The 12,232-nt window shown below is 40.2% G+C and carries 13 protein-coding genes; all 13 read left to right on the top strand.

Annotated features, from left to right (window positions below):
* The first annotated feature begins 75 nt into the window (after positions 1-75).
* The 13 genes from HMPREF0373_RS07540 to HMPREF0373_RS07600 all read left to right on the top strand — a co-directional run bounded on the left by HMPREF0373_RS07540 (position 76) and on the right by HMPREF0373_RS07600 (position 12,033).
* Positions 76-1,902, top strand: a complete 1,827-nt coding sequence (locus HMPREF0373_RS07540) for a VirD4-like conjugal transfer protein, CD1115 family (protein ID WP_318248172.1) — start codon at positions 76-78, stop codon at positions 1,900-1,902.
* A 6-nt stretch (positions 1,903-1,908) separates the two neighbouring features.
* The gene (locus HMPREF0373_RS07545) at positions 1,909-2,205 is read left to right on the top strand and encodes a hypothetical protein (protein WP_021739087.1); all 297 of its coding nucleotides are present in this window, start codon (positions 1,909-1,911) and stop codon (positions 2,203-2,205) included.
* 162 nt (positions 2,206-2,367) lie between these two features.
* Positions 2,368-3,333, top strand: coding sequence for a S1 RNA-binding domain-containing protein (locus HMPREF0373_RS07550; protein WP_081695237.1), 966 nt, complete (start codon positions 2,368-2,370; stop codon positions 3,331-3,333).
* A 90-nt stretch (positions 3,334-3,423) separates the two neighbouring features.
* Positions 3,424-3,942, top strand: coding sequence for a zinc-finger-containing protein (locus HMPREF0373_RS07555; protein WP_021739089.1), 519 nt, complete (start codon positions 3,424-3,426; stop codon positions 3,940-3,942).
* On the top strand, positions 3,893-4,549 hold the full coding sequence (locus tag HMPREF0373_RS07560) for a hypothetical protein (protein WP_044963403.1): 657 nt from the start codon (positions 3,893-3,895) through the stop codon (positions 4,547-4,549). The genes HMPREF0373_RS07555 and HMPREF0373_RS07560 overlap by 50 nt, the downstream gene beginning before the upstream one ends.
* A gap of 33 nt (positions 4,550-4,582) precedes the next feature.
* Entirely contained in the window at positions 4,583-5,098 is a 516-nt protein-coding gene (locus HMPREF0373_RS07565) for a hypothetical protein (protein WP_147337239.1), read from the top strand.
* 76 nt (positions 5,099-5,174) lie between these two features.
* A complete protein-coding gene (locus tag HMPREF0373_RS07570; protein WP_199797990.1) occupies positions 5,175-5,414 on the top strand; it encodes a cold shock domain-containing protein in 240 nt (79 codons plus the stop codon).
* A 436-nt stretch (positions 5,415-5,850) separates the two neighbouring features.
* Positions 5,851-6,369 carry a hypothetical protein gene (locus HMPREF0373_RS07575; protein WP_147597880.1) on the top strand — a complete coding sequence of 173 codons (519 nt, stop codon included), beginning with the start codon at positions 5,851-5,853 and terminating at the stop codon, positions 6,367-6,369.
* Positions 6,329-7,591 carry a hypothetical protein gene (locus tag HMPREF0373_RS07580; RefSeq protein WP_021739094.1) on the top strand — a complete coding sequence of 421 codons (1,263 nt, stop codon included), beginning with the start codon at positions 6,329-6,331 and terminating at the stop codon, positions 7,589-7,591. The genes HMPREF0373_RS07575 and HMPREF0373_RS07580 overlap by 41 nt, the downstream gene beginning before the upstream one ends.
* A 55-nt stretch (positions 7,592-7,646) precedes the next feature.
* Positions 7,647-8,192: a hypothetical protein gene (locus tag HMPREF0373_RS07585; RefSeq protein ID WP_044963409.1), complete on the top strand. Its 546-nt coding sequence runs from the start codon at positions 7,647-7,649 to the stop codon at positions 8,190-8,192.
* A 27-nt stretch (positions 8,193-8,219) separates the two neighbouring features.
* Positions 8,220-9,200 carry a hypothetical protein gene (locus HMPREF0373_RS07590; RefSeq protein ID WP_021739096.1) on the top strand — a complete coding sequence of 327 codons (981 nt, stop codon included), beginning with the start codon at positions 8,220-8,222 and terminating at the stop codon, positions 9,198-9,200.
* A 23-nt stretch (positions 9,201-9,223) separates the two neighbouring features.
* Positions 9,224-10,627 carry an ERF family protein gene (locus HMPREF0373_RS07595; protein ID WP_021739097.1) on the top strand — a complete coding sequence of 468 codons (1,404 nt, stop codon included), beginning with the start codon at positions 9,224-9,226 and terminating at the stop codon, positions 10,625-10,627.
* An 83-nt stretch (positions 10,628-10,710) separates the two neighbouring features.
* Entirely contained in the window at positions 10,711-12,033 is a 1,323-nt protein-coding gene (locus HMPREF0373_RS07600; protein WP_081695242.1) for a hypothetical protein, read from the top strand.
* Positions 12,034-12,232: the final 199 nt, after the last annotated feature.

The following is a 12,232-nucleotide window of genomic DNA, read 5'->3' on the forward strand; positions in this document are numbered from 1 at the left end:
GACAGATGCAAGAAAATCGGTTTTGGTGTTCTGCTTGCCACATTAACTGTCTATTTTGGAGGTTTTTTAGAAAGGTTGTCTCATTCAGTTGTAGTACTAAACCCGTTTGTATGCATTTGGAGAGGCTTTACAACAGCAACAGGACTTCAAAGTTCCGTAGTAGCATTTTTATGTATGCTGCTTTTGGGTATGCTCATTATCTGGAGAGGAAAGGAAAAGGATATTTCAGAAACAGATGAACGGAACTTTGATTATTCGGTAAAGGGAACCTATGGTACAGCCGGATATATGAAGCCGGAGGAACAAAAAGAAATTTTAAACGCAGACCAGAACTTACAAGACGTTCTGGGGATTATTTTTGGAAAGGATTTAGAAAATGGAGAATACGTAAGCCTTCCGATAGATTCCAGACTGAATAGGAATCTAGCAGTTTGTGGCAGCCAGGGAAGTATGAAATCAAGAGCATTTGCAAGAAATATGGCATTGCAGTGCGTGCGTCGTGGAGAGTCCATGTATCTTACCGATCCAAAATCAGAGTTGTATGAAGATTTAGCAGGATATTTGCGGGAAGAGGGCTATATTGTAAAACAGTTAAATCTGATAGACCTTGTAAACAGTGATGCCTGGGACTGTCTTGCGGAAATTGATGATGGAAGCCTGATAGATGTGTTTGTTGACGTCGTGATCCGGAACACAACTGATAAATTTGACCATTTTTATGATAACGTAGAAATGGATTTGCTGAAAGCGCTGTGCCTGTATGTATATGAAGAATATCCAGTGGGGAAAAAAACATTTCCAGAAGCATATAAACTGCTGCTGAATAAATCGGTAGAAATGCTAGATGCTATTTTTGAACGTCTGCCGACAACACACCCGGCAAGAGGACCATATCAGCTTTTTTCAAAGGCAGAAAAGGTAAAAGGAAATGCGGTATTGGGACTTGGAACCCGTTTGCAGATTATGCAGAATAAACTGGTACAGCAGATAACCAGTCATGGGGATTTTGACCTGACACTTCCGGGAAAACAAAAGTGTGCTTATTTTTGCATTACATCAGATCAGGATTCTACATATGATGTTTTGGCAACACTGTTTACCTCATTTCTTAGCATCAAATTGGTGAGACTGGCAGATCGAATGGAAGATCGGAAACTTCCGGTTCCCATGTGCTTTATCTTAGATGAATTTCCGAACATCGGAGTGATTCCGGATTTTAAAAAGAAATTGGCAACCGCACGAAGCAGGGGAATCGGCATGAGTATTATCTTTCAGAATATCCCACAGATGATGAACCGATATCCGGAAGGACAATGGGAAGAAATACTTGGCGGTTGTGATATGTCTTTATTTTTAGGGTGCAATGATATGACAACTGCTACTTATTACAGTTCCCGTTCTGGAGAGATTACGGTTTCCGTTGCATCTATGCGGAAAAGCTATTATACTATACGCATGACAGATTATGTGCCGGAATACGCAGAGACTTCTTCCGTAGGAAAAAGAATGCTGCTGCTTCCTGATGAAGTATTACGTTTTCCCATTGATCAGATGCTTTTGATTATCCGTGGACAGAAAGTGCTAAAACTTCGGAAAATGGATTATACGGAACATCCAGATGCAAAACATCTGAAGTTGGAAAAAACAAATGAACATATTCCGAAATGGTATCGGGAAATGGAAGCAGAAAAAAATCAGTTTCAGATATTGGAGCAGGAGAGGGAAGCGGTTGAGCGTTTTGAAAGAAAACAGGCAGAAGAAAGCAGGGAAGAACAGGAATCGGAACCTCTGACATTACAAGGGGAACCGCCGAAAAAGTCTGTAAGGAAAAATGAAAAGCAGACAACTGTATACAAAGTAGAAGATTTGTTTCAGAAAAGTACAGATGGAGGTGGAGATTAAGGCTGTATGAATATGGAGAAAAATGCACTGGTAAAATATACTTTTTTAAAATTGCTCTTAAGAGAATTTGGGATCTACATCAGGGAAACAGAAGTAGAAAAGGCTGACTTGGCAAAACAGTGTGTGGAGATTTATGATACACCGGAAGAATTCTATGAAAAGACAAACTGGGATAAAGACAATCCAGAGCAGAGCAGTTTCCAGTATTTGGAGGAGAATCAAATCTGCCGGAGAATCCAGGGAAAAATCTGGTATTTTTCCCGTATCCGGTGGGAAGAAGGTTTAAAAAAGTTGGAAAATTGAAAAGCGATTGCAAAAATAAGAAATTGCGATAACATTGCAACACAATCGGAATTGACAGGCAAAACGGAATGTTTTATGATGATAGTGTAAATAATCAGGCACAGAAAGCAGCCAGAGGGCTGTTTTTTTGTGCCTTTTTTGATGAAGAAAAGGAGGCTGTATATGGCAGAAACGAAAACAACAATCACAGAAGAAGTAAAAAATGAAATTCCAAGAGCAGTAACACAAAATTCAATCCTGACGATTGAAGTCGATGCTTCGATTGAAAGTACACAGGAAAAAGAAGAGGCAAAATGGCATCAGTTGTTAAATGCCCAGCGAACCCGGAAAATCCTGACTGGTCCGTTAAGTGGTATTGAGAAACTGGAAAGCGGCTGGACAGTAGCAGTCACTTATTTTAATGGTTACCGGATTTTAATCCCTATGTCTGAAATGATGATTAACTTAAAAGGAGACGGAAGGGAAAATGCGGATACATTGAACCGCCAGGTAAGGATTGCTAATAATATGCTTGGGGCAGATATTGATTTTATTATCAAAGATTTAGATGAGGCTTCCAGAAGCGTAGTGGCATCCCGAAAAGATGCGATGCTGCGGAAACGACAGATTTTCTATTTTACAGAAAATGAAGAGGAGCAGCCAATGGTTTATCCTGGAAGGATTGTGGAGGCCAGAGTCATTGCTGTAGCACCAAAGGCAGTCCGTCTGGAAGTGTTTGGTGTAGAGTGCTCTGTGCGTGCAAGAGACATGGCATGGGAATGGATGCCAGATGCAACAGAAAAATTTCAGGTGGGAGATTTAGTGCTGGTCTGCGTTAACAAAATAGAAATGCCGGATGCGGAGAGTATGACAGTAGCCGTAGATGCGAAGGGAGCAACGGAAAATACCAATAAGGACAACTTAAAGAAATGCCACCGCCAGGGAAAATATTCCGGTATCGTGGTTGATGTTTATAAGGGAACGTACTTTATCCGTTTAGATCTTGGAGTAAATGCTATTGCCCATGAGTGCAACATGGCTTCCCTTCCAGGAAAACGAGATAAAATTGGCTTTGTTGTAACACGAATCAATGAAACTTCTGAGGTGGCAGAGGGAATCATTACAAGGCTGATTAAAAAATATTCTTAAAAATAAAAAAAATTTGGAAAACCTATTGAACCGTGAAAGCCAAATTTTTTATAATGCATGATATAGACTAAAGCAGAAAGGGGAAATTCGATGAAGAAAAAGAAAAATAGAAAGCAACTTCCAGAGGTAATCTGCCCATATTGTGGGAAAAAGGCAGTTTTAAGACCAGCTTCCTATCTATATGGAGAAAAGAGAATTTTCACCCCGGAAACAATGTTTTATGTGTGTAGTGGTTATCCGGACTGCAATGCTTATGTTTCAGCGAACCAGAAAAACCACAGACCGCTTGGAATTATGGCGGATGGGGAACTTCGAAACCTTCGGATACAGACACATCGTGCATTAAGAGAAATTTGGACACAGGGATATATGACAAAAAACAGTACATATCATTGGCTGAGTGGAAAACTGGCACTTCCGGAAAAGGAGACACATGTTGCCATGTTTAGTACTTATCGTTGTAGGGAAACCATACGCTTAGCCAATGAATTGTTAGAAGAGAGAAAAGAGATGGAAAAAAAGAAACAAAAAGGAAAGCCGAAAGGAGAAACAAAATCGCATGATAATGAAAGCCACGGAACACGATATGTATCGGCTTCTGGATTATAAAGAGAAATGTCTGATAAGGGCGGGAAGCTGTTTTGGAATTTCCGGACTTCTGGGATTTTTCCTGCTTTTTAACCATTGCTTTTGGGAGAGTATCTGTGTATTCCTGATTTTAGCAAGTTGGGGATTCTATTTGGTAAAAGAAGCATTGAAAGCAAATGGAAGGATTATGCAGACGAAAGGCTGTTATATGAAATTAGAAGAGGATTGTCTGGTAATTCGTCAGCCATACAAAAATGAGCATTATGAAGTCTGCCGGATTTTTTACAGAGAAATGGAAAAAATCGTAGAGGGAAGCCGCAGGGGGATCCCGGAATTTTATATTGTAATCCGTAAAATGAAAGAGACAGAACAGACGAGTTTTATCCTGCTTGATAAGAAGGAAAGGGAAACACTTGTTTTTCAGGTGCGCTCTTTTGGGTATGACAAAGAAGCGTTCCGGAAATTCTATCTAAAGCTGCGGTGGCTGGTTCCTGGAAAAGTACGGATTATTGGAACAAAAAAACAGACTGTATGGAAACAGAAAGCAAAGAAACATTGGGTCGGGCCGGCATTTGCCGGCTTTCTTTTTTATCTTATACCAAAAGCAGTTCTGTGTCTGCTTTTGTAGTTCCAAAGGTAAGAAAGAGAAATGGAGATGGACATGAAAAAAAGGTGGAGGAAGCAGTGGGAAAGCATGACACAATATATGATCAAAAATTTAGATGGAACAGAAGAAATCCCATTTTTATTTAAAGATAAAATGCTGAAAGCAGGGCTTTTGTCTTTTTTTATTGCTGTAATCGGTACATATATGGGGGTGCAATTTGAGGAAGCGAGTTTTTTGATACTTACCTGGATATTGGCAGTGTTTTCGTTTTATCAGATTTTCAAGTTTCTGAAGATTGGGAAAACAGGAGAATATGAGATTATGGAAGCACAGGTTCTTGCAGTCAAGGGAAAACATTATCCGGGCAGAATGTATCAGATAGTTGTACAGGATAAAGACGGAAGCCGGATCCGCATTCGGATACAAAAAGAAAAAAACCTCATGGTTGGAAAAACATACCGGTTCTATTTTGGAAAAGTGGAACGGGTGGAGGGAAAAGCTGCAAAAATAGGGGAACTTATGTATGAGGTTTTTTACGGGGCAGAAGAAATCCCACAGGAAGAACGGTGAAAAAAGTGTGGTTCGAACCCACACTCTTCCTTTCGTGCCGACATGCACGAAATAATAATAAATAGGAGAGATGACTATGGCAGGAAAAGAAATGAAAGGAACTGTAAAATGGTTTAGTGCAAAGAGAGGATATGGCTTTCTTGTGGATGCAGATGGCATTGATTACTTTGTACATTACAGTGAGATCCAGTCGGAAGGATTTAAAACCTTGAGGAACAATATGGAAGTATCCTTTATGGTTGAAGAAGATGAAAAGGGACGAAGCATTGCAAAGTGTGTTGTTCCAATCTCAGAAGAAACATCGGAAGAAGAATAAACGACTGGAAGGGGGCAGATAAAAATGCTTCTGTCCCCGGTTAAAAAAATTCTGGTAAATATGTGTGGAATTGTGAAAAAACCGTATTTGCTACTAAATACATGGATAGAAAGATTGACATGTACTATATATTGTGTTAATCTTTAAGTGACTTTATTTTATATGGAAACAGCATATTGCTTTCCATAAGTCAAATTTAGTTCCGGCTATGTTTCCGGAAGAGAACTTTTAACAACCGTTTTAAACGCATAGATAGACAGACACAAAAAGACAATGGCTCTTTTTTGTGTCTTTTTTTGTGCGTGAAAGGAGGAAAACATGCAAAAAAACGGAAAGGAAGGAGAAAAGAATGTGCCAAAGGAAATATGTACAGAAGCTAAGCGAACAGCGAAAAACCAGAAAACTGTTTGAAACGCTCACTTTTTTAGAAAAGCAGATGGAAGATGAGTCTGCCGTTCGGGATGCTGACACGGTACTTGCAGATATTTTAGAGGGTGCCGATTTTGAAATTACCGGAATTGTAACTGACCTTTTAAAAACTTATCAGGGCAGTAAAGACCGTGAGTCAGTGGAAACCTGTTTCGAAGTATTAACAGGGGTAACGATACAAGCGTATCTAAAAAAGTGTATCATCACGATTCTCAGTCAGAAAAAAGGAGAGGTTTCAAATCGAAAAAAGTGCATGCTCTATCAGGGATTGCATTTTTTACCTGTGGGGAAAAGGGTGGAGCAAAAAGGAGAAATTTATCTTTTCCCTAGGAAGATTTCGAACCATGAGAAAGAAATAGACCAATTGCAAGAAGTCAAGGAACAAACAGGCCTTGATATATTTCTTTGTCTGGAAGATTACCGGCTGTACTTCCTACAGGAAAGGAAAGTTTTTGTATATCTGCCAAATGGAAGGAGGCGAACCTATGCAGACAAGTATTCTATGGGAAGGGAGTCTGCCAAGTAAGGAAGAGATGGAGAAAATGAAACAGGAAGGTTATCTGTTTCGTGCTGTAGAAGGTGGATGGAAGATTTGTTTAAAGCTGCATAATACACCTACGGGAACATGGTATGCAGATAACTTCTCAAAATCATTTTTAAAAGAAGTGGAATTGCATCAATATCTGGAAGAGGTTGAAAAACGGGCAACATGGTTTGAGGTTCCAAGTAAAGAATTACGAGTATACGAAGCAGGACAGATACTGGAAAAGCCTGAGAGTAAAGAAGAGCGTATCTGTATGGAAGTATTACGAGATACAAAGAACCATTCCCGTCTTTTATTGAAAACCAATCAGACAGAAGCATACCAACTGGGGAGTTCTGCAATCCCAACTTTAGAAAGCAGGGCCAGAATCAGCGGTGCGGCATTGTCCAGTGTAGAGCCTGCGGTACTTGCGGAAATCCTGAATCAGTGTTTGAAAGTCGCAAAAGGGAAAGCATTGCTCCGTGTTTCAGAAGGAAAGGTTCGGGCAGTGCATTCAGCAGAAAAAAACGGGTATCAGGTATATCCCTTACCGGAGGTTTTTATGCTTGCCAGTGTTTACATACGTGGAGAGTATAAAAAGAGTACCTTTTTAGAAGGGTATGCGGACCAGACTATGGTATCGGCAATCTGGCAGATTGAAGATCATCGGCTGGAAGAAGTGTATGGGGAAATCATGGAAAAGTATGGAAAGCAGGTAAAAGAGAAACTTACAGCTACCATACGCATCACATCTTCCGATGTGGCAGCATCAGGTGCCAATATTTTTTACAGCCTGATGGAGGGACAACGAAAGATTGCATTAGGAACGGATATGCGGATGCGGCACAATAATTCTGTGGAATTTCAACAGTTTACGGAAAATCTGCTTTCAACTTTTGAATGCTATAAAAATGCATTGAAAGGGACGGTGGAAAAACTGTGTGCTATTTCCATTGAGTATCCAGTCAATACCATGATTGGAATTATGACAAAACAAGGGTTTGGGAAAAAGAATGTTGCAGAGATCGTAGACCGCTTTAAAGCAACCTTTGGTGATGCACCCTGCACCGCATACGAAGTGTATTGTGGGATTGGGGAAATTCTTTTCCTGGCACAGAGCAAGGGAATATCCGGCAGAACTATGGTGGAGCTGGAAGAAAAAGTTGCCAAATGCACGAGTATGAAGTGGAGAGAATATGACATTCCCGGGGATCTTGTTTATTAGGGGAAGATCAGAAAAATTAAATTTGGGTTACCGTATATATAGGAGAGAAAAGAATATGGATTATAAAAAAGGAAAGAAAGAACTGGGAATTTATTACGCAAATATGCTGGTTTCCATTGCAGAAGAGATCTCTGCAAAGAACACAGGAAAAGGAAAGACGGGAATACAAGGAATCTTTTCCGCTTTACAAAAGCGTGGGACAGTCCGCAGAAATATGACATATCTGGTCACACACTGGGTTTACAGATTGTCACTGTTTACACCATGGGAAGAGGAAGAACTTTGGGCAGTAGATATGGCAAGAGAAGCGTTCTCCTGTCCTGTGATACTTCCAACATGCAGCAGAAAGAATATTTTCAGAATCCGGAAGATAGAAGGAGAACCAGAAAAACGGCTGGAAGCAATTTTAAGACAGCTAACAGATTCCGACAAAGATCAGTTTATGAAAGCATTTTGGCTGGAACTTGTAACTATGAAGAAAGAGAAACAGCAGGTACTTACAGAATTTTTATTGGAATGGCTGTGGGTAGCATGTGGGAAAGAACAGGCAATGGAAAGAATACGGTATTGGGCATCTTCATACTGTCTTCCATTTGCATAAAAATGAAAAGAAAAGGAGAAAAAGAATATGAGAAATGTACCAGAATGGACGAAAGGAAATGCATTTGCAAAACGTTTTTTTAAGTGGCTTAGGAGAAAGAACAAGCCAGCCCTTTTGACATGGGAGAATGTGTTTACCAAGACTTTCAACAGAGAATTTACCTTTGTGTATATGGGAACAAACCTTGAAAACAGAGCCAGTCATTTATATCAGGGGATGGAATTTGTCGGGATTTTCAACCAAAAGACGTTTGAATTTACAGATGTATCCTACGCCTTGCGTGCTTTGTTAAATATTCCGGAAGGAAAAAATTTCCGGTTCCAGCGTGGATGTATGCGCTGCCTGGAACAGAAGGTTCAGGAATATGCCCAAAAGAAACTGGAGAAAGGAAAAAAGGATATTGTGATCACCGCAGTTGAAAGAGCAGCAGTCGCATGGAAATATCGGGAATTGATTGAAAAGACAGCAGGAGATGTGATTTTTGAAAAAAATTCTGTAACAGACCGATTACTCCCACAACAGGACTTTGCTTTCGATGGAGAAACGTATGTATTTGACAATTGGCTGTACTTTTGCTATTTAAGAAACCGAAAAGCTGTCATCCGCAGGTTTGGAAGATACTGGGCAAAAGAACTGCAGAACAGGGAAGTCATGCGTCAGATTTTTGAAACAGAAGTAAACAACAAAGCAAAGTTTTTGATGAAGAAACAACCGGAGAGGATTGAAAAAATCAGAGCCCTTAGAAAATCGTTGGAGCAGGTGCATCATACCGTAATTGTAGTTGTAAGAGGGAGACAAGGTGTTTTTGAATATTTCCACATCGATGCAGAGGTATTAAAAAACACAACCGGAAAGTACCCACTCAGTCAGGTATCTGGACAAGAAAAGAAACGTCTGAAAGAAAAGTACGGGGCAAATAAGGTATGGGACGTAGAGGAAATCTATCAGGTAGGAGCAAGGGATATCTGGTATTACAATGTCATGGCAGAACAGAAACAGGCTGCTTAATTGAAAGAACAGGAGGACATAGGATGGAAAACAAAGAAACAATGAATTTACAGCAAAAACTAATTGCAATTTCAAACGAAATGCCAAAGCTGTTAAAGAAGCATTATTCAGACGAAGTGGATTATGATTTTGTAAAGATTGATGATATCTTTGAACTTCTAAATCCGGCGTTTACGAAGCACCATATCTGTTTGCAGGAATTAGAAGAGACAGATGCCGCTTACAGTAAAGTAGATGGCAGCTGGATTTATACAGCAAAACTTACATTTTTTATTGTCAATGCGGACTGTTTGGAGGAAAAAGAGCGAGTAAGTATTCAGCTGGTGGGAGACCATCTGGACTCTCCTGCAAAGGCGAAAGGAGCAGCATGGACGTATGGGTTTAAATACTTCTTCCTGTATAAATTCCGTATGAAACAGGAAACGGAAGATCCGGATATGAAGGGGACACCAAATGGACCTGATAAATCAAAGGAAAGGGTGGAATATAAAAAATCCGAAGTGCCGGTAAAGCCACAGAAACCGGAAAAAAAGGCTTCTGATGTAATTGCAGACAGTCCTTTAGCGCAACCGCCGCAGGAAGATAAGAAAAGAAACAAAGATACTATAATACAGGCAGATTTTTTCCCAGATCCTGCAGCTTTTTTAGAAGAAAGTGAAGAGGCAGAAACAGCGGAAGATATGAAAGTGCAAGAAACAAAGAGGTTGGAAAAACAATCTTCAGAAGCAGCAGAAGTAGTGCATCATCAGGAAACAGCAGAACAGGAAGTACTGTTAGAGGAAACTCAGCCAGATTCATTGACAAACGAGGGAAAAGACATTTTAGATTCTTCTTCCATAGAAGATTTAAAAGACGAAAAACCGGAGAGGGAACCAAACGAAAACAATCTGGAAGAAAAATCAAAAGAGGGGAAGAAAGGGCCGAAGGAGTCGGGCTTGCAATCTCATAAGAAAAAGGAAGAGGACGGTTTTGGACAGATGAACCTTTTGGATTTTTCAGCACAACAGACAAAGGAAGCAGAAGTTCAAGAGACAGAAAGCAGTGAAACAAAAGCAGCAGATACAGCTCAGGAGATTGCGGAAGAAAAGGAAATGAAAGAGAAATCTTCCGTTTCTGCTCCATCAGAAGATTTTGAAGAGGCGAAAGAAGAAGTTCCCTTTGAAGAAATAGATGAAGAAGACTTTTTCTTGCAGTTACAAAGAGATATGGAAAGTGAAGCGGAGAAGAAACCTCTGACAGTAGAAGCGGCAAAAAAGGTAATCTGTCCGTATGCGTTGTTTGAAGGAAAGTCATTTGGTGAAATGCTTGGGACAGAAGCGGGATATCGGCAGTTACAATGGTTTGCAAACGAATACAGAGGTTCTGATTTTAAAATGAAAGAAGCAGCTCAGCTTTTACTGGAAGATTGTGAACAGAAAGCTGCTTAAAAGATTAACTATTAGGAAGAGGTGTGCTGGCCATGCCTTTTCCGACTTTTGTAAGGGGATATTTCCAGAAAGGTAAAAAGGATATGAAAAAAAGAAAGCGTACAGATTCTTATCCAGTTGCCCCATTCACTATTTTTGATGTCGCAAACATGCTGGATATGGAATTTTTGGAAAACTGCAAAAATGGATATCAGGTAAAGGATGTCCAGAATGCAGCCAATGTTGTCTGTCCATTTTGTGGAGATGCAAGAGGGAAGGCAAGCATCTGTGTCTGTGCAGAAGGGAAAATCATTAATGTTTTCCATTGCTTTGATTGTGGAACTGGTCATAATATGCTGACACTTTATGCAGAACTTTGTCATCTGACGGGAAAGGACCGGTATAAAAAGGCATATCGGGAAATTTATAGAAGAAAGCAGGAGGAACCCGGCAGAAAGAAAAAGACAAGGGAAGCAATGCAGGAAGAAAGCCAGGGGATAAAAAAACAGGCAAGGAAACAGAAGGAACGCATGGCAGAACCTGTGGATGCAGAACAACGGCATCATGTTTATAAAAAAATGCTCTCTTATCTGAAACTGAAGGAATATCACCGCAAAGATTTGGAAAGAAGAGGTGTGAATGCAGAGATTATCCGGCGTATGGAAGAAAAAGGATATAAAAGTACCAGTAAGGAGGAATCTCAACAGATTGCCAGGAGACTGATAAAGCAGGGATTACGCTTGGAAGGCGTTCCCGGATTTTATATCAATCGGGAAGGAGACTGGGATCTGAATTTCTATGAAGGAAACAGCGGGTATCTTTGTCCTGTTTATACAGTAGACGGATATCTGGCAGGATTCCAGATACGATTGGACAACCCAAAGGGAAAAAATAAATATGTATGGCTTTCCAGTGCAAATCAAAAGAAAGGGTGTGGGATCAGCAGTATTGTAGGGATATCGGGAAAAGCAGAAGGAAATGAGATTTATGTGACCGAAGGAATTTTAAAAGCAGAGATTGCCCATCAGGTATCAGGAAAAACGTTCCTTGGGAATCCGGGAATTGGAAATTGGAGAGATTTGTATGAGGTTTTACAAGCATTAAAAAAGCGTGGTCTCTCCCATGTGGAAGAAGTCTATGACATGGATAAGCAGTTACGGCTTATATGTGACAAAAAGTATAGTGAAATCTGTGAGGAATGTGAAGAGAGAAAGAAAGAGGGCGATCCTTACTTTGAATGCCCGAAAAAAAGAGTAAAACGGGATACCATACGAAAAGGCTGTAATCATACATACCGTATCTGTGAGGAGCTTTCCTTATCCTGTAATCGGAACCAGTGGGATTTAGATCAGGACGGACTGTGGGCAGAACATGAAAAAGGGATTGATGACTGGCTGACAAAGGAAATCAGGAAAAACACAAGATAATTCATTTTTAAAATGTGCAAAAGAGGAATTGCGAAAGCAGTTCCTTTTTTGCATGGTTTAAAGTGCCATGGGAAAGGAGAACAATGTATGATTCGGGACAGACCTTAAGAAGAAATGGGAAACAGGGCAGTTTCCGGTGTGCAGCATATTCCCGAAAATGGAACTGCCCGTCTAAAAAACAATAAAGTGAAAGGAGAGA

The sequence above is a fragment of the Eubacterium ramulus ATCC 29099 genome (assembly GCF_000469345.1).
Classification (GTDB): domain Bacteria; phylum Bacillota; class Clostridia; order Lachnospirales; family Lachnospiraceae; genus Eubacterium_I; species Eubacterium_I ramulus.

Excerpts from the sequence above, each read along its gene's own strand:
- HMPREF0373_RS07545 (WP_021739087.1), top strand. The coding sequence starts at position 1,909 with ATGAATATGGAGAAAAATGCACTGGTAAAATATACTTTTTTAAAATTG.
- HMPREF0373_RS07550 (WP_081695237.1), top strand. The coding sequence starts at position 2,368 with ATGGCAGAAACGAAAACAACAATCACAGAAGAAGTAAAAAATGAAATT.
- HMPREF0373_RS07555 (WP_021739089.1), top strand. The coding sequence starts at position 3,424 with ATGAAGAAAAAGAAAAATAGAAAGCAACTTCCAGAGGTAATCTGCCCA.
- HMPREF0373_RS07560 (WP_044963403.1), top strand. The coding sequence starts at position 3,893 with ATGATAATGAAAGCCACGGAACACGATATGTATCGGCTTCTGGATTAT.
- HMPREF0373_RS07565 (WP_147337239.1), top strand. The coding sequence starts at position 4,583 with ATGAAAAAAAGGTGGAGGAAGCAGTGGGAAAGCATGACACAATATATG.
- HMPREF0373_RS07570 (WP_199797990.1), top strand. The coding sequence starts at position 5,175 with ATGGCAGGAAAAGAAATGAAAGGAACTGTAAAATGGTTTAGTGCAAAG.
- HMPREF0373_RS07575 (WP_147597880.1), top strand. The coding sequence starts at position 5,851 with ATGGAAGATGAGTCTGCCGTTCGGGATGCTGACACGGTACTTGCAGAT.
- HMPREF0373_RS07580 (WP_021739094.1), top strand. The coding sequence starts at position 6,329 with ATGCAGACAAGTATTCTATGGGAAGGGAGTCTGCCAAGTAAGGAAGAG.
- HMPREF0373_RS07585 (WP_044963409.1), top strand. The coding sequence starts at position 7,647 with ATGGATTATAAAAAAGGAAAGAAAGAACTGGGAATTTATTACGCAAAT.
- HMPREF0373_RS07590 (WP_021739096.1), top strand. The coding sequence starts at position 8,220 with ATGAGAAATGTACCAGAATGGACGAAAGGAAATGCATTTGCAAAACGT.
- HMPREF0373_RS07595 (WP_021739097.1), top strand. The coding sequence starts at position 9,224 with ATGGAAAACAAAGAAACAATGAATTTACAGCAAAAACTAATTGCAATT.
- HMPREF0373_RS07600 (WP_081695242.1), top strand. The coding sequence starts at position 10,711 with ATGAAAAAAAGAAAGCGTACAGATTCTTATCCAGTTGCCCCATTCACT.